19 protein-coding genes are annotated in these 19358 nt (G+C 56.5%); 6 read left to right on the top strand and 13 right to left on the bottom strand.

Annotation, left to right across the window (positions count from 1 at the left end):
• Nucleotides 1-153 precede the first annotated feature (153 nt).
• Nucleotides 154-1461 carry an OmpA family protein gene (locus H4317_RS11865; RefSeq protein ID WP_185886812.1) on the bottom strand — a complete coding sequence of 436 codons (1308 nt, stop codon included), beginning with the start codon at nucleotides 1459-1461 and terminating at the stop codon, nucleotides 154-156.
• Nucleotides 1462-1717: 256 nt separating this feature from the next.
• On the opposite strand from H4317_RS11865, the gene H4317_RS11870 reads away from it, so the two are divergent.
• The 6 genes from H4317_RS11870 to H4317_RS11895 all read left to right on the top strand — a co-directional run bounded on the left by H4317_RS11870 (nucleotide 1718) and on the right by H4317_RS11895 (nucleotide 7601).
• Nucleotides 1718-2431, top strand: a complete 714-nt coding sequence (locus H4317_RS11870; RefSeq protein ID WP_185886813.1) for an SDR family NAD(P)-dependent oxidoreductase — start codon at nucleotides 1718-1720, stop codon at nucleotides 2429-2431.
• A gap of 48 nt (nucleotides 2432-2479) precedes the next feature.
• Complete coding sequence (locus H4317_RS11875; protein ID WP_185886814.1) at nucleotides 2480-3790, top strand: cryptochrome/photolyase family protein; 1311 nt, start codon at nucleotides 2480-2482, stop codon at nucleotides 3788-3790.
• Between the two features lie 93 nt (nucleotides 3791-3883).
• On the top strand, nucleotides 3884-4552 hold the full coding sequence (locus H4317_RS11880) for a TetR/AcrR family transcriptional regulator (RefSeq protein ID WP_185886815.1): 669 nt from the start codon (nucleotides 3884-3886) through the stop codon (nucleotides 4550-4552).
• A gap of 127 nt (nucleotides 4553-4679) precedes the next feature.
• A complete protein-coding gene (locus tag H4317_RS11885) occupies nucleotides 4680-5987 on the top strand; it encodes an ABC1 kinase family protein (RefSeq protein WP_185886816.1) in 1308 nt (435 codons plus the stop codon).
• Between the two features lie 121 nt (nucleotides 5988-6108).
• Nucleotides 6109-6966 carry a dienelactone hydrolase family protein gene (locus tag H4317_RS11890; protein WP_260625645.1) on the top strand — a complete coding sequence of 286 codons (858 nt, stop codon included), beginning with the start codon at nucleotides 6109-6111 and terminating at the stop codon, nucleotides 6964-6966.
• Nucleotides 6967-7112: 146 nt separating this feature from the next.
• Nucleotides 7113-7601 carry an Mpo1 family 2-hydroxy fatty acid dioxygenase gene (locus tag H4317_RS11895; protein WP_185886817.1) on the top strand — a complete coding sequence of 163 codons (489 nt, stop codon included), beginning with the start codon at nucleotides 7113-7115 and terminating at the stop codon, nucleotides 7599-7601.
• 41 nt (nucleotides 7602-7642) lie between these two features.
• Here the strand turns inward: H4317_RS11895 and phhA are convergent, their stop codons facing one another.
• The 12 genes from phhA to H4317_RS11955 all read right to left on the bottom strand — a co-directional run bounded on the left by phhA (nucleotide 7643) and on the right by H4317_RS11955 (nucleotide 19343).
• A complete protein-coding gene (phhA, locus tag H4317_RS11900) occupies nucleotides 7643-8398 on the bottom strand; it encodes a phenylalanine 4-monooxygenase (RefSeq protein ID WP_185886818.1) in 756 nt (251 codons plus the stop codon).
• A gap of 397 nt (nucleotides 8399-8795) precedes the next feature.
• Nucleotides 8796-9536: a phenylalanine 4-monooxygenase gene (locus H4317_RS11905; protein WP_260625646.1), complete on the bottom strand. Its 741-nt coding sequence runs from the start codon at nucleotides 9534-9536 to the stop codon at nucleotides 8796-8798.
• A gap of 417 nt (nucleotides 9537-9953) precedes the next feature.
• On the bottom strand, nucleotides 9954-10988 hold the full coding sequence (locus tag H4317_RS11910) for a DoxX family protein (RefSeq protein ID WP_185886819.1): 1035 nt from the start codon (nucleotides 10986-10988) through the stop codon (nucleotides 9954-9956).
• A gap of 36 nt (nucleotides 10989-11024) precedes the next feature.
• Entirely contained in the window at nucleotides 11025-11414 is a 390-nt protein-coding gene (locus tag H4317_RS11915; protein WP_185886820.1) for a hypothetical protein, read from the bottom strand.
• A gap of 117 nt (nucleotides 11415-11531) precedes the next feature.
• Nucleotides 11532-12869 carry a helix-turn-helix domain-containing protein gene (locus tag H4317_RS11920; RefSeq protein ID WP_185886821.1) on the bottom strand — a complete coding sequence of 446 codons (1338 nt, stop codon included), beginning with the start codon at nucleotides 12867-12869 and terminating at the stop codon, nucleotides 11532-11534.
• A 129-nt stretch (nucleotides 12870-12998) separates the two neighbouring features.
• Nucleotides 12999-14012 (bottom strand): 3-deoxy-7-phosphoheptulonate synthase, encoded by a 1014-nt coding sequence (aroF, locus tag H4317_RS11925; RefSeq protein WP_185886822.1) that lies wholly within the window; start codon nucleotides 14010-14012, stop codon nucleotides 12999-13001.
• 54 nt (nucleotides 14013-14066) lie between these two features.
• Complete coding sequence (trpA, locus tag H4317_RS11930) at nucleotides 14067-14846, bottom strand: tryptophan synthase subunit alpha (RefSeq protein ID WP_185886823.1); 780 nt, start codon at nucleotides 14844-14846, stop codon at nucleotides 14067-14069.
• Between the two features lie 43 nt (nucleotides 14847-14889).
• Nucleotides 14890-16086 (bottom strand): tryptophan synthase subunit beta, encoded by a 1197-nt coding sequence (trpB, locus tag H4317_RS11935; RefSeq protein ID WP_185886824.1) that lies wholly within the window; start codon nucleotides 16084-16086, stop codon nucleotides 14890-14892.
• 82 nt (nucleotides 16087-16168) lie between these two features.
• Nucleotides 16169-16834, bottom strand: coding sequence for a phosphoribosylanthranilate isomerase (locus tag H4317_RS11940; RefSeq protein WP_185886825.1), 666 nt, complete (start codon nucleotides 16832-16834; stop codon nucleotides 16169-16171).
• 12 nt (nucleotides 16835-16846) lie between these two features.
• Nucleotides 16847-17659 carry an indole-3-glycerol phosphate synthase TrpC gene (gene trpC, locus H4317_RS11945; RefSeq protein ID WP_185886826.1) on the bottom strand — a complete coding sequence of 271 codons (813 nt, stop codon included), beginning with the start codon at nucleotides 17657-17659 and terminating at the stop codon, nucleotides 16847-16849.
• A gap of 40 nt (nucleotides 17660-17699) precedes the next feature.
• Nucleotides 17700-18692, bottom strand: a complete 993-nt coding sequence (gene trpD, locus H4317_RS11950) for an anthranilate phosphoribosyltransferase (RefSeq protein ID WP_185886827.1) — start codon at nucleotides 18690-18692, stop codon at nucleotides 17700-17702.
• An 84-nt stretch (nucleotides 18693-18776) separates the two neighbouring features.
• Nucleotides 18777-19343, bottom strand: coding sequence for an anthranilate synthase component II (locus tag H4317_RS11955; RefSeq protein WP_185886828.1), 567 nt, complete (start codon nucleotides 19341-19343; stop codon nucleotides 18777-18779).
• Nucleotides 19344-19358 lie beyond the last annotated feature (15 nt).

Genomic DNA, 19358 nt, shown 5'->3' on the forward strand with positions numbered 1-19358 from the left:
AAAAAGAACTTTCAGCGAAAATTCGCTAAAAGTTCTTTCCTGAGGTTAGCAAGATGAATTCGCAAGTAGTTAACCTCTTGTAATCAGCTAAATACAAACCATCCAACAAGAAATTTCAGAGGCTGCACGTGTCACCTGTTCAGTTGCAATGCGCTATTTCTGCAGCACTTTCACGCTGAGCCGGCGGTTCATGGCGCGGCCAACTTCGGTCTGGTTAGAAGCTACCGGATAGTTGGAGCCGTAGCCACGGGCATCGAGGCGAGACGGGCTGACGCCCATGTCTACAAGTGCTGTCCAGGCGGTGCGGGCGCGAGCTTCACTCAGCTGCCGGTTCATCTTGTATGTGCCTGTGCTATCCGTATAGCCTCCGATTTTCAACCGAATATTTGGATAGGCCTTCATCAGAGCCGCAATATTCTGCAACTGCGGCATCGACTCTTTCGTCAGGGTAGCTTTTCCAACCTCGAAATAGACTCGGTCGAAGCTCATCCAGCCAGCAGACAGGTTTACAGTATCAACCTTTGCTTTGGGGTCGGACACGAATTTGTAGAGGAAGCTTTCGGTAGAACTGGTGCCTACGCTAGCTAGTTTGTGGCCGTTGGGCAATTGCAGGGTTGTAAGCGCACCCGTCTCGTAGATATAATTCCCAGACTTCGCGTCGTAATGACCACTGACGGCTGGTGGAGCAATTCGGGTAGCAGGGCGCCGGGTAGCCACGTAAGGACTTGGCCGGCCAGCCGCTGGCACAGTGGTGCCGGTAACAGAAGTGCCGGCAACAGAAGTGCCCACTTTGGCTAGCGGCCGTGTTGCGGCTGAGGTAGCCGCAATAGGAACTGTAGTTGCAGGAGCCAGCTTAGGATTAGCACCAGGAGCTAGCGCAACTGACGCAACAGGGCTTGCAGACGCCGTTACCGGCATAGTGCGCGGCACCGATGAGGATGTAGTGCGAGCAGCCGGCGCCGGAGTAGACGGAATAATCTGACACTGCTGTATGTATGTGAGGTGGTTGCGGGCGAGAACTGGCGCCGAAACGGCGGCAGTGCCCGTAGCAACGGTCAGCTTTTCCTCTTTGCTGTCTGCTGCCCCGCGAGACTTCCCTTTTTTGCCCGCTACCTTTTTCTCCTCCGGATGGAGCACAAAGTTTCCATTGGCCGTCTTGCCAGTCAGCAGGAATATGTCGTTGATGGTTTCCGTCTGGTAGCTAGGCTGGCTCACCTGCACCGTATAGGGCCCCCCTACTGCCAACTCCTCCACCACGAAGTTACCGGCAGCATCAGTTGTAGCATTGCGCTTCACTCCTGAAGGGATATGCACCACCGTTACGGAAGCCTTGGCCAGCAGCTGGTTATCAGTGGAGCGCACCACCCCAATTATGCCGGTAGTGCCCTGCACCTGCCCTGATCCTGCATGCAGAAGCAGCGAGCAGCAGAAAAGTAATACGGAAGTAATAAAGTACTTCATGGAGGGAAATTGAATAGCAAGTACAAAATGGACGTATAAATGTAATATTTTTTCTAAAAACTATTCAAATATAATCTGTATCAAAACTATTTTTTTATGGATTATACGAACTTACTATTCTACCAGTCTCTCCTTACACTTCAATCATTCAGCGTTTTATCCAGCACCAGAAAGCACATAGGCTCCCGTGCAGGACGCGTAAAAACCTTATGCGTAAGGCTGAGTTGTGATGTGGACCTACTCCAACCCATATCCTATGGATTTCGCAGACAAGAACATCCTCATCGTTGGTGCCTCCTCGGGCATTGGGCTGGCAACGGCGCAACTACTTAAGCAACTCGGTGCCCATCTCTACACCGCTTCGCGCCAGTTGACGCCCGCACTGGAGGAAATCGGGTCTGATTTCATGGAACTGGATTCCACGCAGCCTTTGGGCACCGCGCTGGATGGGTTGCCGGAAGTGCTGCACGGCGTGGTGTATTGCCCGGGCAATATCCGGCTGCGGCCTTTCGAGCGGATTTCGGCTGATGACTTTCGGGCCGACTTTGAGCTGAACGTAATGGGCGCAGTACAGGTACTGCAGGCAACCATGAAGCGGCTGAAAAAGGCCAACGGTGCTTCCGCTGTGCTCTTCAGCACGGTAGCTGCCGAAACCGGCATGGCATTTCACACCAGCATTGCTACTGCCAAGGCAGCAGTGGAAGGCCTGACACGTGCCCTGGCGGCCGAATACGCGGCCAGCAACATTCGGGTGAATGCCGTGGCTCCTTCCCTCACCAATACTCCGCTGGCGGCCACCCTGCTCAGCACCCCCGAAAAGATAGATGCTAGTGCCAAGCGGCATCCGCTGCAGCGTATCGGTGAGCCAAAGGACATAGCCTACATGGCCTCCTTCCTACTCTCCGACCATAGCTCCTTTATTACGGGCCAAGTGCTGCCGGTAGATGGCGGCATGAGCCGATTGAAGTAGCCGCTTCTTTACTAGTTACCCAAGCGTCCGGCAGTTCATCTAGACTTTATGGCAACTATTTCCTTATTCTGGCACCGCCGCGACCTGCGCTTCGAAGACAATGTAGGCTTGGCGGCTGCGCTACAGGCCGAGCATCCGGTTGTGCCCCTTTTTATCTTCGATCCGGAAATCCTGGATAAGCTGGAAAACCGGCACGATGCCCGGGTGACCTTTATTTATGATGAGGTGGAGCGTCTGCGGCAAGAAGCCAAAGCGGCGGGCGGGAGCTTTTTGGTCCGCTACGGCCACCCTGTGCAGGTGATACAGCAGCTACTCAAGGAGCTGGATGTAGCTGCAGTCTACACCAACCATGATTACGAGCCGTATGCCGCCACGCGGGAGGCTGCCGTGAAAGAGTTGCTGGACAAGCATTCCGTAGCGTTTCATACGTTTAAAGACCAGGTTATCTTCGAGAAGGATGAGCTGCTGACTAAAGGAGGGCTGCCATATAAGATTTACGGCCCTTATAAGCGCAGTTGGCTCGCAAAGCTCACGGAGCAGGATTACCAGACCAGTCCATCGGCCAGCCACCTTGCTAAGCTGGCCACCGTGAAGGCCGGTCACCACCCAACGTTGCAGGAGTTGGGTTTTGAGCGGAGCAAAGAGCCTGTTCCAGACCGGAAACTGACACTGCACACCCTGGAGCACTACGCGGCCACCCGCGACCTTCCGGCCCGCGACAGTACCAGCCGACTAGGCTTGCACCTGCGCTTTGGCACCGTCAGCATCCGAAAGCTGGTGCAGCGGGCACTGGCCGCACACTCCGACATCTGGCTGAGTGAGCTGATCTGGCGCGACTTCTTTATGCAACTGCTCTGGCACTTTCCTCACACTGCCACCCAGAGCTATGACCCCAAACTGCGCGACATCCGGTGGCGCAACAACGAAGCTGAATTTCAGGCGTGGTGCGAAGGCCGCACTGGCTTTCCACTCATCGATGCTGGCATGCGCCAGCTCAATGCTACAGGCTTCATGCACAACCGAGTGCGCATGGCAGCCGCCAGCTTCCTGATCAAAAATCTGCTGATAGACTGGCGCTGGGGTGAGGCATATTTCGCTGAAAAGCTGCTCGACTACGAAATGGCCTCTAACGTAGGCAACTGGCAATGGGTGGCCGGCACCGGCGCCGATTCGCAGCCTTGGTTTCGGGTGTTCAGCCCGGATGCGCAACTGGCCAAGTTCGATAAACAGCACGCGTACGTAAAGCAGTGGGTTCCGGAGTTCGGCACAGCACGCTACCCAGCTCCTATCGTAGAGCAAGCGGCCTCGCGCGACCGGGCGCTGGCGGCCTACCGTGCTTCCCGCGAGCGGCACTCCTGAGCCGGTGTTGTAGCGCGGAGGCGGGTGTTCTTTTTCTGCTTTCACGAGTTCAGATGCGTAACTTTGCGGGGCAGCGGCGGTTATAGATGCATTATGGAACAGCAACCTACGCCTGCCACCGAGGCGGCCCCCTCACCCAAGGCCCGTATCAAACAGGCCTATCTGGAGTATGTGCTGCGCAAGGGCACTCCACCCGCTTCAGTGTACAAGCTCACACGCAAGCTCAATTTGCCGGAAGAGGAGTTTTACCGCTCCTATGCCAACTTCGACACCATCGACCGGGAACTGTGGGCCGACTTTGGCCGGGATGCCCGTGCTACGGCGGAGCGGGAGCCGGTGTGGGAGCAATACGGCAGCCGCGAAAAGCTGCTGAGCTTCTACTATACTCTGCTTGAAATCCTTAAGCGCAACCGTAGCTATGCGCTGCAGGCGCTGCGCCGCTCGTTGCACCGCATGCCCGGCTTTACGCCCCGCGTGCTCGACGATTTTCGGCAGGAGTTTGAGGTATTCGTAGCTGACATTCTGCGCGAAGGCCGCCGTACAGAGGAAGTAGCCAGCCGGCCGCTGCTGCAGGAGCAGTATCCGCGTGCTTTCTGGCAGCAGATGCTGTTTGTGCTCGGCTTCTTTGCCAAAGACGATACCGTAGATTTCCAGCGTACTGACGCCGCTGTAGAAAAGGCCGTCACGCTGAGTTTCGACCTAGTAGGCCGCAACACATTGGACTCTGCAGTAGACTTTGTGCGCTTTCTGGTGCAGCGCTAGAGCATTGCCACTCAAAGGAAAGTTGAGCTAGCACTTCTGCAGGGCTTCCCATTCCACCTTCCCACTTCTTCTCCAGCCCACACGGTGCATAGGCCAGTCCTATGCGCCGCGTGTTTCCCTGCTTTTCATGGACGAAGCTCCTCATTCTCTCAACTCCCTGCCTACTACCAAGGTGGCGCGGGCCGCACGGTTTGCCAAAACCGGCCTCAATGTGGGGGCCAACTACGTGAAGCATTATGCCAAGCGGGCCGTAGGTGCCGAAAGCACGACAGCCGACCTGCACGCGGCCAACGCGGCGGAGCTTTACGGCACCCTCAGTGAAATGAAGGGCTCTGTGCTGAAGGTAGCCCAGATGCTGGCCATGGAGAAAAACCTCCTGCCCACCGCCTACGCCGACCAATTTGCGCAGGCACAGTATCAGACGCCTCCCCTTTCCGGGCCACTCGTGGTAAAAGCCTTTCGGGACTCGTTCCGCAAATCGCCATTTGAGGTGTTCGATGAGTTTGATATCAACGCGCGGCAGGCTGCCAGTATTGGGCAGGTACATTTTGCGCGTAAGAACAGCAAGCATCTGGCAGTCAAAGTACAATACCCCGGCGTTGCAGACAGTATACGCTCCGATATTCGTTTGGTAAAGCCAATTGCGTTGCGCATCCTAGGGCTCGATGAAGCCACCGTGCGCCCCTATATGGACGAGGTAGAAGCACGCCTGCTGGAGGAAACCGACTATGTGCTGGAGCTTCGCCGCGGCCAGGAAATAGCGGCGGCCTGTACTGGGCTGGCGCATCTGCAGTTTCCGCAGTACTACCCGGAGCTTTCTTCGGCCCGCATTCTGACAATGGACTGGCTGCCCGGCCAGCACCTCAAGGAATTTCTGGCCACTAACCCTACCCAGGAAGTTCGTAACCAGTTGGGGCAGGCACTCTGGGACTTTTATATGTACCAGCTTAATACCCTGCGCCGCGTGCATGCCGATCCGCACCCCGGCAACTTCCTGCTGCAAGCCGAAGCCGGCGGCACCGTGGGTGTGCTGGATTTTGGTTGCGTAAAGGAAATTCCGGCAGATGTGCACCGCCTCTTCACGGCGTTGCTGGCTCCTGAAACACTGGCTGATCCGAACCGCTTGGCAGAGCTATTGACCGAAGCCGGCGTCGTACGCTCGGAGGATGCTCCGGCCAAGCGCGCCTTTTACGTGGATACCATGCGCCAGTCGCTGGAGCTGGTTGGCCGCCCTTTCCGTCAGGATACGTTCGACTTCGGCGACCCAGCCTATCTGCAGAGCCTTTATGCCCTCGGCGACGACCTGATGCAGCAGCCGGAGCTACGCCAGCAGCGCGAGCCCCGAGGCTCTGAGCACTTCATTTACCTCAACCGCACTTACGTCGGGCTCTACGCGCTTCTGACCGAGTTGCGGGCCAGCATCCGAACCAGTTAGCGGTAGTATCTGGCTGAGTTCAAAAACCAACTTGCGTCGGGCGGGTTTACTGACTCCCGATGCAGTCTATGTAGCTACACAGGTAGGCAACGGGGTTCTCCCATTCACTCATTTCCTTTCCATGAAGAAACTCTGGACTCTCTGTGCCGCATTGCTGGGCATGGCATCGGTGGCCTCGGCCCAAACACTGAGCTGTTGCGCCAAAGCACCTGCTGCCAATGCTACCGAAGTATTTGCTATGCTGGCTACCAACGAGGATTTTTCCGGTGGCCACGATGCCCCACTGCCCTTCAACTACCAGGGCACCGGTAGCATGATTCAGTTTAAAACAGCCGATGGGCAGACTAGCAAGGCCTTTGAAATCAAAAGCAACACGCCTTCTGACAAGTACCTGTTCGTGATTCATGAATGGTGGGGCCTGAATGACTACATCAAACAGGAAGCAGCCCGGTTCGCGCAAGAGCTGCCTGGCGTGAACGTTATTGCGCTGGACCTGTATGATGGCCAAGTAGCTACAGACGCCGACCAAGCCGGTAAGCTAATGCAAGGCGCCAAAACCGAAAGGGCTCAGGCCATCATCAATGGGGCGCTGGGCTATGCCGGCCCGAAGGCACAGATAGCCAGCATCGGCTGGTGCTTTGGTGGCGGCTGGAGCATACAGACTGCGCTACTGGCCGGCCCAAAAGCCAAGGCCTGCGTGGCGTACTATGGTATGCCTGAAAAAGATGTAGCCAAGCTCAAGACGCTGAATACAGATGTGCTGTTCGTCTTTGCAAAGCAGGACAAGTGGATCAACCAGGAAGTAGTGAATCAATTCCAGAAGGACATGGCCGCAGCCAAGAAGGGCCTTACGGTGAAAGCCTATGACGCTGACCATGCTTTTGCCAATCCTTCCAATCCCAAATACAGCAAGACCTTTGCTGAGGATGCCCATGCTGCATCGGTGGCTTACCTGAAGAAGAATCTGAAGCTTAAATAGCACAGTCGTCCATTCGTTCCAATACAAAAAGGCTACCCGGTGGGTAGCCTTTTTGTATGCAGCTGGCATCCGAATGAGCAGAGGCGTGGTGCTTACTATGCTGATAATGCCCTATATTTTAGCTCCCTCCCACTTACCACATGGCTATGTATCCTGCTTCCAGTTCCGCTGTTCAAAGCCTACTCGATGAGTACGGCGAAAGCCACCAGAACCCAACTAACAAGCTGGTACACTGGATATGTGTACCGCTGATTATGTTTTCGATACTAGGCCTGCTTTGGTCGGTGCCGGTGCCGCACACCATACGTGACATCAGTCCCTGGCTGAACTGGGCTACGTTGGTCATGGTACTGGCACTGGCTTACTATGTTCGCCTCTCCGGGCGGTTGGCGGTGGGTATGATACTAGTTTGGGGGCTGATGGCCGCCATACTGCGGCTGGTGGCGGCCGAGGCCCCCCTCCCGATGTGGGCTATCTGCCTCCTGATTTTCGTGCTGGCCTGGATTGGGCAGTTCTGGGGGCACAAGGTGGAAGGCAAAAAACCGTCTTTTCTCAAGGATCTGCAGTTTTTACTTATCGGGCCGCTGTGGCTGTTGCACTTCATCTATCGGCAGCTGGGCTGGCGCTATTCGTGAGGCACTTCGGCAGTAGCTTCTGGTATTGCTGGAATCAGGTTTCACTCCAGCAAGCGTTGCAGCAGTTCCTGCAAACTATCCGGCAGCTGCTGCATGTCGTTCAGCACGAAGTAGAGGTCCTGAAATTTATCCTTTTCGAAAGCCGTATCTAGCACTCCATCAAGGCTGAATGGCAGCCGCGTAGGGCTACTGCCAAGGCTGAACTGCACTTCCCCGTGCGAAGAAAGCAACCCCGCTCCGTAGATGCGGAGTCCGGCCGGCTCCTGAATCAGGCCAAACTCGGCCGTGAACCAGTACAAACGGGTAAACAGCTCCAGCGTACCGGGCCAGCGCTGAAAATGGTGCACTGCTGCCTGGCCCAGTTCCTGCAGAAACGTGGCAAAACCCGCATCAGTCAGCAACGGCACGTGCCCGAACACGTCATGAAACATATCGGGCTCCTCTAGGTAATCAAGCTGCTCAAGCCGCCGAAGCCACGTGGTAGCCGGAAACTTCTTCTGGGCCAGCAGGCCAAAAAACGTGGCATCGTCTACGATACCCGGCACGACGACCAACTCCCAGCCCGTAAGCTCGCGTAGCCTTGGATTTACCTCCCTAAAATCAGGAATTGCGTCGCGCCTAAACCCCACGCGCCATACTCCTTCCAGAAATGCGTCGGAGGCCCTGCCCGGCAACAGTTCCATTTGTCGGTCGAAGAGCAGCTGCCATACGTGCTGGTCGGCGGCAGTGTAGCGGCTGTAATGCTGGGTTAGCAGTTGTGGAGATTCTACTACCGGAGAAATGTGTGTAGAAACCATGGGTATTAGAAAAGTGGTAAAAAGAAAAGCCTGACTCCGCTAATGCGGAGTCAGGCTTGGAGAAAGTGCCGGAAGGTATGGTTACCTCTCAAGACACGCCGCAGCCGCTCCGCTTCGTAGGGAAGCGTAATAGGCATAAGCGTAATAGCGAGTGGTAAGCAACATCAGGGTTTGGTTTGATTATAGAAGTAAGCAGAAAGTAAACAAGCCAGAAGCGCAGAAACTTATTCTGCCGCTAGCCGCGAAGCATCCCCACCGTACAGAAACAGCAACAGTAGTATCCCACCCCCACCTGTTGCATTTCTGTCATTCGGGTAGCTACAAAACAGCCTCCACACCCTGGTTTGTTATCCTTTTCTGCGAGTTGCAGTGAAAAATGAGCTAAAAGAGCCGCTGCCTACTGCTTTTCCACCGGCTCCAACTGCCAGCCAGAGGCAAACAACGCCGCCAAGTCGGCTACGCTTTCTGTAAGCTGGTCCCAGCCGTTGAGTAGAAAGTACTGCTCCTGCAAGTGAGCCTCGCTATAAGGCGTCTGTAGCACCGTGGCCAGATCAAAAGGCTGGCGGCGCGTCACGTCACTGATACAATGGTGAATTTCGCCCGAGGACGAAAGCAAACCCGCGCCGTACATCCGAGTTTCGCCCCGCTCCTGCACCAGGCCAAATTGCACCGTAAAACCATAGAGGCGTTCCAGACGGCTGAGTGCTACGGCATCGTCGAGGTGCTGAACCGCCATCTGCCCCAGGAAGTGCAGAAAATCGGCAAAGCGCTGGTCCATCAGAAGCGGGGCGTGGCCAAATACCCCGTGGAACAAATCGGGCTCCTCAATGAAGTCAAATTGCTCCATTGACCGAATCCAGACAGTTGCCGGGAACTTGCGCTGTGCCAGCAGCCCGAAGAACTCAGCATCGTTGAGTGCGCCCTTTACTGGCTCCAGTTGCCAGCCGGTAGCCCGGTACAGCCGTTCACTCACTTCCGAAAAATCGGGAATAGCATTGCGGTGCAGGCCCACCGCTGCCAGGCCCTGCCAGAAGGCAGTGCAGGCCCGCTTGTGCAGCAGGGCGGTCTGGCGGTCGAACAATACTTTCCAGACCAATTGATCCTGGGCAGTGTACCGGTCGTAGTGTTGCTGTAGCATGAGAATGGGCAGAAAAAAAGCCCGGCTCCTTGTCGGAGTCGGGCTTGTTTGAGGTCTTTCAGAGGCGAAGGTGCATGTTGCTCTTCTAGCTTCCGTACCGGCAAAACAGCCCGACTCCGGTCTGCACGGGGCAGATGGAATTCAGATAGGCGCGCTTTGCTGTCAGTTGCATCATGATAGAACAAATATATACAGCTTTATAAATAAGTTGTAGCTCATGAGCCTATATTTTTTTCATGTGTCGCAACATAGAAACTATAGTTTTACTATTACCCCTTTAATTGATAGGGCCATGCTCATAAAAACTAACTGTTACTTTAACCCCTCCTTTCTAAATCTCACCCATTTATTCCCAAAAAGGCATATAACCAGCTACACTACTCTTACCATGCATTGCTGGTAGTAACAGGTGGGGTTTTAGCGCTGAAAACGATAGGTATTGCGCACTAGAAACGTCGAGCTGCCGACATATTTCACTTCTTTCACCACCAAAATCTGTTGCGGGCCCAATAACAGTGTGCGGCGAATCAGACAGTCTCGTTGGTCGTCTTGGCCTATCCCTTCAAACTTAAGACGTAGCGTCTGGTTGGGGAGGGGCGTTTTCTCGACTAGCACCATAGGCACTCCGTCCCATTCCAGTTTTGTGCCGGTATCATCAAGAATGAGTTTGTCGTAGCCCTCCACCTGCTTTCCTTCGGGCTCTTGGTATACGAAGTCGAGGACTAGCTCATTGGAGCGGGGCCGCATTCCATTGAGATAAGTAGGTAACGTAACTGACTTTCGGGAGCTATAGTCCAGGTATGTCAGGGAACCCCGCTCCCACTGCTGCGCCAGCCTGGCTAACTCTTGCATAGTCAGGCGAGGAGTTGCGGATTGGGCACATACATCACCGTTTCCTAGCAGCAGCAGTAGTAGCAGAAGTAATGCTGGTTTTAGCGTACCAGCATCGCCCTGACTATGACTGTGCTGCGGCCGGATCAGGAAATAATCGAGTGAGTACCGGCCACCACCTACCATGGCTACCAGCACAAAGGCCCAGAAAAGCAACTGCTGATAGTACATGCCCAAGAGTGGCTCCGGACTATCGTACCACAGAAAGGCGATAATCAGAAACTGTAGCGCCAGTTGCAAGCCGCTCCAGCGAGTAAGCAGCCCTACCGCTACCAGCAGGCCGCCGGCAAATTCGCCCCAGGCCGCCAGCCAGGCCCACACGTAGGGCGAAGGATACACAAACCCAAGTTGTGCCACCTGCTGCACAAACCAGTCGGGTGGGCCCAGCGCGGCCGCCCCCGTAAGCAGCTTAGAAACCTCAGAGGCGGTGGTCAGGTTGACGAGCTTGGACCAACCGGCGCCAACAGCAATAGACAGGCCCAGATGCAGGCGAAACAGAAGCCACGCTACATCTGCAAAGCGCGACGAAAAAGGACGAGCGAAAAACAGCCATTTTTTCATGATGACACGATAGCAGAAAGTGAAATATGATTTCGCTTACAGCTTCCCGTTGGGCTCATAGCCCATGCTGAGTTTCGTATCGCCAGTGATGGTGAGGTTCAGGCTGGCTTCTTCCTTAGATGGATTTAGAAGCAATGCCGAGGAGCCCGCCATAAACCGGACAGTCCCTCTGGCGCCGGGGGCCAGGGTAGTTTTGCCGAAAATGCCACCACCGCGCGGACGCTCTTTGATTTCGACAGACACCTTCCCTACGTTGTGGGCCTCTACCTTAAAGGCACCGAGTTGACTTCCGCCTAATACGAATTGCTTGCCGGGCTCAATGCGCAGCCCGGAACGGATACCAGCCCAGCAGACCGTAGCCAGCAACAGCCCGAGAATGAATATGGCTACCGCGGGAGCCGAACGGAAAATGGAAAAAGTACGCATGACAGGTTGGGGGTTGAGGTGAAACAATGGTTCAAAGGAACCGCCGCTTAGCCTCCCAAACGCCCCGATTTACAGCCTGGCACGCCCCAATATATAATCTGACACCTTCGGGCACGCTTACTCTTCGCGTGCTACCTCACTGGGGGTGAGCCCGCGCAGCTTCTTGAATACCCGATTGAACGTAGACTTGGAATTGAAGCCGGCTTCCAGCGCCACGGCCAGCAACGTGTAGTGCCGGAATTTCGGGTCACGCAGGCGGCGCTCGGCTTCGCGCACCCGATACTCGTTGATGAAGTCGTTGAAGTTCTGCTCACAGCCCGTGTTAATGACTTTGGAAAGCCATGAGGTATTTGTGCGAAGCTGCGCCGCCAGCTCGCCCAGCGTTAGCTCGGGCTCCAGATAAGGGTGCACAACTTGCATATGGTGCAGCAAACGTTTCGTCCACCGGGCAAGCTCAGCATCGGCTTCTGCTGGCGCTGCGGTGTCGTCCGAATCTGCCGGGTCAGCAACCAGCAGCGTTTTGGGTTCGGCTCTATCCACCGCTGCTTCTGGCTGCGCGGCTGGCTCGTGCGCATAGTGCTGGCCTGGGACTACGGCTGCTGGCTGCTCGTCGGGGCTTGCACTGGGGTTAGTGGCCAAAACCGGCTGAGCGGCCGGCTGAAACCGCAGTGCCGCCAACCGGTGACCGGTGAGCAGGCCCGCAATACTGAGGTAGTAAATCAGCACACCCGTAAACAGGTAGTCGTACCAGGACTCATAGTAGCTCAAGGGGCTGATGAAGCTACCAATAAGCCCAAATGCCAGCGTAATGCCCGTGCCCGCCACCACGGCTACCAGCACGTTGCGCAGCCACCGGAGACGGATTTTCTCGGTATCGGAAAAGTTGTCGTTGAGGTAGCGGGCATACGCCCGGTATTCGCGCAGGCTACGCACCGCATACGCCAGCACCGATAGGTAGCCCAGCGCATCGGCTAAGTAATAAATGGGCTGCTGGTCGGCCCAGAAAGCCAGCGGGCCTTTGGTGCCAAAATGTTCCAGCAGTGGTTGATGCTGTATCCCGTGCCACCAGCCAATATCGTAGCCGAACACTAGCAGCCGCCACAGCAGTAGTAGCGCTACCGGCACGAAATGCCAGCCGTGCCTGCGTTCGAGCCGAAACTCCTGGTTGGTAAGACTGCGGAAGTAGAAGTATAGCCCAGGCCCTACGGCCAGCCAGTTGCTGAATGGCCAGTAGAACATAAACGTAGTGCGGGCATCGTGTGAGTCGTACCACCCTGCAAAGCCCAGCATCCACTGTGCCAGCCGCCCCGCAAACAGCAGCAGCAGCAGGGCCAGCCAGCCATCAGCCGCCGTCCCCTCTCGCCGCCGACGTGCCCATAATACCGCTGCCACCACAATGCCCTGCACGAAAAACGGCAGCAGCCCCCCACTATAGACATTGAAGCCGAACCACATACCGGCAAGGTAACAGCCGATTGGCTTTCGACTATATAAAAAACGGCCCCGACTCGGTTAAGTCGGGGCCGTTTGTAGAAAAGGCAACAGGCTCAGCAACGCTCGATAGTGCGTCTACATCCTGAGGGTTTATTCCAGCTCTTCCCGCAGCTGATACACTTTCCGCAGACTGCGGATCAGACGGGCCGACTCCTGAAAATTCAGGGTCTGCGCACCATCGGAGGCTGCTTCTTCCGGTTTCTCGTGTGCTTCGTAGATGATGCCATCGGCCCCGGCCATCAGTCCGGCCAGAGCCATAGTGGGCACATATTCCCGAATACCAATGCCATGCGAAGGATCCACGATGACCGGCAAGTGCGTTTTCTCCTTCAGAATGGGCACCGCGTTCAGGTCGAGAGTGTTGCGCGAAGCCGTTTCGAAGGTTCGGATGCCTCGCTCGCAGAGAATTAGCTTCTCGTTGCCACCCGAAAACACGTACTCGGCCGAGGACAGCAGTTCTTCGAGTGTACCAGAAATGCCCCGCTTAATCATCACCGGCTTGTCTACTCCGCCCAGCGCATCGAGCAGGTTAAAGTTCTGAGTGTTGCGGGCTCCTACCTGAAATACGTCCACGTAATCGTGCATTTCCTCCACCTGCGACACTTGCATTACCTCTGTCACGATTTTGATGCCGTGGGCACGAGCCATCTGATGAAACAGCTTCAGCCCGTCCATACCCAGGCCCCGGAAAGAGTACGGCGACGAGCGAGGCTTGAACACACCTCCCCGCATGATGCGCACGTCGTTTTCTACGAGGTGCTGCATAATCAGCTCCATCTGGGCTTCGCTCTCGATGCTGCAGGGTCCGGCCGCCAACGTAAGGCTGCCCTCCCCGATACACACTCCGTCGCCGAGGTCGAGGACGGTGGGCCGCACGCGCCACTTGCGGCTCACCAGCTTGTAGTCGTCCGAAACGCGGTGAATGTCCAGAATACCAGGTAGCTGCCCAATGGTACGCAGGTCGATATCTGCTTTGCCAATGGCCACCAGATAATGTGCCCGCTGGGTTTTCACCTCTGTGGCTTTGTATTTAAGGTCGTTGATGCGGGCCAGAATATCAGCCTTGGCGGCTTCTGAAATGGCGGGCTCGAGTTGAATGATCATACTGGAAAGAGAAATAGGGAATCTGGCCTGCGGTGCATTACTACTACCGCAGGCTTAGGCTACTACTGACTGCACGAACCGTTGGGCCGCGGCCGGAACATCTTCTACCCCATCGAGGGCACGAATGAAAGCGGAGCCGATAATGGCACCTTCGGCGTAGCGGCAGGCATGCTGGAAAGAGGCTTTGTCGCCGATGCCGAACCCGATAAGGCGAGGGTTACGCAGCTTCATGTCCTCGATGCGCTGAAAATATGCGTCCTGCACGCCAGCTGCTTGCGTGTTGGCGCCGCCCGTGGTGCCAGGGCCCGACACGAGGTACAGAAACGAATCGGTTAGCTCATCGATGCGGCGAATACGTTCGGGCGCCGTTTGGGGTGTAATGAGAAACACCGGCCGCAGGTTGTGGCGCCGAAATACGTCCTGGTATTCCTGCACATAGTCATCCAGGGGCAAATCGGGCAGAATTACCCCGTCCACGCCAGCGGCGGCGGCTTCACGGCAGAAATTTTCCACTCCAAACTGCATCACCGGATTCAGATAGCCCATCAGCAGAATGGGCGTATCCGGCACCGACTCGCGGATACCCTGCAACTGGCTGAACAGCACCCGCATATTCATGCCATTGTGCAGCGCCGCCGTGCTGCTGGCCTGAATCACCGGGCCATCCGCCAATGGGTCAGAGAATGGCATCCCGATTTCAATGAGGTCGGCGCCAGCGGTAGCCAGAGCCTGTAGCAGCGGCACAGTATCGTGCAGGCGCGGGTAACCGGCCGTAAAGTAAATATTGAGCAGGCCTTTCTGCTTTTTTTGGAAGGCACTTTTGATTCGGTTCATTGTGTTGTTCCGGTCTTCTGGGTTGAGCAGCTGATAGGGGGCGTTACATGATAGTGTCGGCGTACTTGATGTACGTTTCCAAGTCTTTGTCGCCGCGGCCCGAAAGATTGATAACTACTACCTCTTCAGGCCCAGCTCCCAGCTGGCCGATGGCAGCCAGCGCGTGCGCCGTCTCCAGTGCCGGAATAATGCCCTCCAATCGGCTGCACTCCGATACCGCCTTCAGCGCCGGCTCATCCTCAATGCTGATGAAACGCGCCCGGCCCGATTCTGCCAGAAACGCATGCAGCGGCCCGATACCAGGGTAGTCGAGCCCCGCCGACAGCGAGTAGGGTTCTGTAATCTGGCCGTCTTCGTCCTGCATGAGCAGGGTGCGTGAGCCATGAATGATGCCCGGCTTGCCCAGTACTGAGGTAGCTGCCGAGTGCCCGGAGTGAATACCGTGCCCGGCGGCCTCTACCGCCACCAGCTGCACCGACGGCTCCTCCAGAAAATGGTAGAACGCGCCGGCCGCATTGGAACCACCGCCTACACAGGCCACCACATAGTTAGGCAGCTCCGAGCCCGTTTTTTCCAGCAGTTGCTTGCGCATTTCCTCACTGATAACGGCTTGTAGCCGCGCCACAAGGTCAGGGTACGGATGCGGCCCAACTACCGAGCCGATGATGTAGTGCGTGTCAACCGGGTTGGAAATCCAGTCCCGGATGGCTTCGTTGGTAGCGTCCTTCAGCGTGCGGCTGCCACTCATGGCGGCGCGCACTTCGGCTCCTAGCAGCCGCATCCGGTACACGTTGGGCTTCTGGCGCTCCATGTCTATTTCGCCCATGTACACAATGCACTCCATGCCCATCAGGGCGCAAACCGTGGCTGTGGCTACTCCGTGCTGGCCGGCGCCGGTTTCCGCAATGATGCGGGTTTTGCCCAGCCGCTTGGCCAGCAGAATCTGCCCTACCGTGTTGTTTATCTTGTGGGCGCCCGTGTGGCATAGGTCTTCGCGCTTGAGAAAAATCCGGGTGTTGTACTTCTCAGAAAGACGCTTGGCCTCAAACAGGGGCGTGGGCCGGCCGACATAGTCGCGGAGCAACTGCTGGTATTCGCGTTGAAACTCCGGGTCAGCGAAGATAGTCAGGTAGTTGTCGCGCAGCTCTTCCACGTTGGGGTAGAGCATTTCGGGGATGAAAGCGCCGCCAAACTGACCGTAGTAGCCGCGTTCCGTGGGGTGTTGGTACGTAGGATTCATGTGTTAATGGATTTGAGAGTGGCCAATGCAGCGCTTATATCAGTTGCCGCAAGCACACGGCAACGCACTGTAGTACACCACGTCAGGCTCGCAATTCAGTAAACATTTGCGCCAGCAGTTCTGGATCTTTCACGCCGGGCGCCGTTTCGAAACGGCTGTTCAGGTCCAGCGCAAACAGGCCAGGCACATGCAGGCTTCGGAGCGTGGCAGCCTGCGCCAAGTCCAGGCCCCCGGCCAGAAAGTAGGGCACCGCCAAAGGATAGGCTGCCAGCACGTTCCAGTCGAAGGCTGTGCCGTTGCCGCCGGGTTGCGGGCCTATGGTATCGAAGAGAAAGTAATCTACTTGCCCTACGTAGGGCAGCAGCTGCGCGAAGTCGAACGTCTCTCCTACTCCGAAGGCCTTGATAACCGGGATACCTACCGCCTGAAGCTCAGCGCACTGCACCGGACTTTCGTGGCCATGCAACTGCACCAACTCCAGCCCAAATGCTGCAACCTGCTCCTGTATCTGCGCATTCGGCGCATCTACGAACACACCTACTTTACGGATGGAAGCCGGCAGATCTAGCAGGGCCGCTCGGCTCAGCTTCTCTCCCACGTAGCGGCTGGATTTCGGGTAAAAAATGAAGCCCAGGAAATCAGGCTGCAGAGCCGCTACAGCTGCCAGGTTGTCGGGCTGCGTCATGCCACACACCTTGATATGAGGTACGGCGGCACTGGCAGAAACGTGGAGACCTGTGACGGACATAGCGGCAAGTAGTTAAATCAGGGTGAAGGCCTCCGTAGTGCGGAGCTGCTGCACCAGCGCAGCGCAGGCTTTTTCGGGGCGGCTGTGGCGCATGAAGGTTTCGCCGATGAGAAAACCTCGGTAGCCAACGGCCCGCAGCGCCTCGATTTCAGCTGCCGAGCTCAGGCCACTTTCCGTAACTTTCACATACGCCGCCGGAATGCGCTGAGCCAGCTCGCCGGAAGTATCGAGGCGGACGCTGAAGTCGTGAAGGTTGCGGTTGTTGACGCCCACCAGAGTCACGGCATCGGGGTGAAGGGTATTTTCCAGTTCTTCGGCGCTATGGATTTCGAGCAGCACTTCCAGCCCCAGGCTCTTGGCGAAACGCCCCAGTTGCAGCACTTCTTCTGGCATCAGCGCGGCCGCAATAAGCAACACGGCATCGGCTCCAATACTCTTGGCCTCCAGAATCTGGTATTCGTCTATAACAAAATCTTTGCGCAGAATGGGGCAAAAGTTGTAGCGCCGTGCCGTGGTGAGGTCCTCGTTTTTGCCGCCGAAAAACTCCGTATCGGTCAGGATAGAAAGTGCCGAGGCGCCGGCCTGCATGTAGCCCAGCGTGGTACGCTCGACGGGTGCGTGCGGGTTAATAAAGCCCTTGCTCGGCGACTTGCGCTTGAACTCGGCAATGATGCCGCTCAAATCGTCGCGGAGCAGGTAGTGGCTCAGGCTGAGCGGCTGGGCATCCATATACAGGCTCTGTTCCAGCCGTTTGGCAGGCACTAGGCTCTGGCGCTCAGATACTTCTTGGCGCTTATGGGCAATGATTTTATCTAGAATTGTCATAGTCGAAAAAGATGTGGTGGCGTTCATGCGCGAATCCTGATTACTGCAACGCTACCAGTTGCCGTAGCGCCTGCCTGGCCCGGCCCGAGTCCAGTGACTCTTGCGCGGTGGCTAGTGCATCTCTCAAACCCAACTGCGGCTCCAGGCACCGAATGGCCAGCGCCGCATTAGCCGTCACAACGTCGCGCTGGGCACGGGTGGCGCGGCCCTCCAGCACGTCTACGAAAAGCCGGGCCGACTCGGCGGGGGTGCGGCCGCCCGCCAGCTCGGCGGGCTGCTTGGCGGCCAGCCCGAAGTCGGTAGCTGTCAGCAGCTGCTCGCCGGCTATGGTAGCCAGCTTAGCCGCACCGGTCAGCGAAAGTTCATCGTAGCCATCCAGCGCATGCACCACGGCATAGCAGGTATCGGTTTGCTGCAGTAGATACTGGTAGAGGCGCAGCAGCTCCAGGCTGAACGTGCCGGCTACTTGGTAGCGCGGCCGGGCCGGATTGACGAGCGGACCCAGAATATTAAAGAACGTGCGGACGCCTAACTCCCGCCGAACCGGGCCAGCATGGCGCATAGCCGGATGGAACGAAGGCGCATGCAGAAAACAAATATTGGCGTGCTCCAACTGCCGCTTGAGCAAGTCATTACTCGCTCCAAACGCTACACCCAACTGCGCCAGCACATCCGACGAGCCACACACCGATGACACGCCAATATTGCCATGCTTCGTGACTTTGTACCCCGCCCCTGCCACTACAAAGCAAGCCAACGTACTGATGTTGAGCGTGTCCTTGCCGTCGCCGCCGGTACCTACTATATCTACTGTTTCGCGTGTGCCTAGTTCCGGGTCGCGGCTGAGGCTGAGCAGCGCCTCGCGGAAGCCAGCCAACTCTGGCACCGAGATGGGGCGCATGCGGTACACGGTCATGAAGGCGGCCATTTCCGACGCGTTGGCCTCGCCCTGCCCAATGCGCAGCATGGCCTCTCGGGCTTCGGCGTGCGTTAGGATCTGCTGGTTGAAAAGCTGATTGAGAAGGTGTTTCAAAACTGTTTCTATTGCTACTTGGGTGCCTATAACCGACTGTCGTTCTTTATAAGTGGAGGCTGAAGAATTCCTCCCTCAGGGCCACTAGCTGAGCCAGTTGCGGAGCATCTGGTGGCCGTGCTCCGTCAGAATAGACTCTGGATGAAACTGCACGCCACGCACATTATAGTGGCGGTGGCGGAAGGCCAGCACCTGGCCATTTACGTCTAGCGCTGTCACTTCCAGCTCTGCCGGCACCGACTCGGGGCATACGCTCCAAGAATGGTAGCGCCCTACTTTAAACTGCTGGGGCAAGCCTTCGAACAGCAGGTCGTCGGCCACCACATGAGCGTCAGTAGCAATGCCGTGGAGCACATCGGGCAGGTTATACAGTTCGCCACCGAAGCTTTCAGCCAACCCCTGATGGCCCAGACACACCCCTAATATGCGCTTGGTACTGGCATAGCGCCGGATAATTGTGGGCATCAATCCGGCCTCCGATGGCAGCCCCGGCCCCGGCGACAAAAGCACTGCATCGTAAGCTTCTACATCTTCCAGTGTCAGCTTGTCGTTGCGGATTACCGTCACCTTATCGGTATGCCCCAACTCGCGCAGTACCTGCACCAAGTTGTAGGTAAACGAATCGTAATTGTCGAGAACGAGAATTTTCATGGCAGAGGTCATTAG

The sequence above is a fragment of the Hymenobacter sediminicola genome (genome assembly GCF_014250515.1).
GTDB lineage: Bacteria > Bacteroidota > Bacteroidia > Cytophagales > Hymenobacteraceae > Hymenobacter > Hymenobacter sediminicola.

What these genes read in the sequence shown, in the direction of transcription:
- H4317_RS11865 (WP_185886812.1), bottom strand. Translation starts at nt 1,461, where the DNA reads ATGAAGTACTTTATTACTTCCGTATTACTTTTCTGCTGCTCGCTGCTT.
- H4317_RS11870 (WP_185886813.1), top strand. Translation starts at nt 1,718, where the DNA reads ATGGATTTCGCAGACAAGAACATCCTCATCGTTGGTGCCTCCTCGGGC.
- H4317_RS11875 (WP_185886814.1), top strand. Translation starts at nt 2,480, where the DNA reads ATGGCAACTATTTCCTTATTCTGGCACCGCCGCGACCTGCGCTTCGAA.
- H4317_RS11880 (WP_185886815.1), top strand. Translation starts at nt 3,884, where the DNA reads ATGGAACAGCAACCTACGCCTGCCACCGAGGCGGCCCCCTCACCCAAG.
- H4317_RS11885 (WP_185886816.1), top strand. Translation starts at nt 4,680, where the DNA reads ATGGACGAAGCTCCTCATTCTCTCAACTCCCTGCCTACTACCAAGGTG.
- H4317_RS11890 (WP_260625645.1), top strand. Translation starts at nt 6,109, where the DNA reads ATGAAGAAACTCTGGACTCTCTGTGCCGCATTGCTGGGCATGGCATCG.
- H4317_RS11895 (WP_185886817.1), top strand. Translation starts at nt 7,113, where the DNA reads ATGTATCCTGCTTCCAGTTCCGCTGTTCAAAGCCTACTCGATGAGTAC.
- phhA (WP_185886818.1), bottom strand. Translation starts at nt 8,398, where the DNA reads ATGGTTTCTACACACATTTCTCCGGTAGTAGAATCTCCACAACTGCTA.
- H4317_RS11905 (WP_260625646.1), bottom strand. Translation starts at nt 9,536, where the DNA reads ATGCTACAGCAACACTACGACCGGTACACTGCCCAGGATCAATTGGTC.
- H4317_RS11910 (WP_185886819.1), bottom strand. Translation starts at nt 10,988, where the DNA reads ATGAAAAAATGGCTGTTTTTCGCTCGTCCTTTTTCGTCGCGCTTTGCA.
- H4317_RS11915 (WP_185886820.1), bottom strand. Translation starts at nt 11,414, where the DNA reads ATGCGTACTTTTTCCATTTTCCGTTCGGCTCCCGCGGTAGCCATATTC.
- H4317_RS11920 (WP_185886821.1), bottom strand. Translation starts at nt 12,869, where the DNA reads ATGTGGTTCGGCTTCAATGTCTATAGTGGGGGGCTGCTGCCGTTTTTC.
- aroF (WP_185886822.1), bottom strand. Translation starts at nt 14,012, where the DNA reads ATGATCATTCAACTCGAGCCCGCCATTTCAGAAGCCGCCAAGGCTGAT.
- trpA (WP_185886823.1), bottom strand. Translation starts at nt 14,846, where the DNA reads ATGAACCGAATCAAAAGTGCCTTCCAAAAAAAGCAGAAAGGCCTGCTC.
- trpB (WP_185886824.1), bottom strand. Translation starts at nt 16,086, where the DNA reads ATGAATCCTACGTACCAACACCCCACGGAACGCGGCTACTACGGTCAG.
- H4317_RS11940 (WP_185886825.1), bottom strand. Translation starts at nt 16,834, where the DNA reads ATGTCCGTCACAGGTCTCCACGTTTCTGCCAGTGCCGCCGTACCTCAT.
- trpC (WP_185886826.1), bottom strand. Translation starts at nt 17,659, where the DNA reads ATGACAATTCTAGATAAAATCATTGCCCATAAGCGCCAAGAAGTATCT.
- H4317_RS11955 (WP_185886828.1), bottom strand. Translation starts at nt 19,343, where the DNA reads ATGAAAATTCTCGTTCTCGACAATTACGATTCGTTTACCTACAACTTG.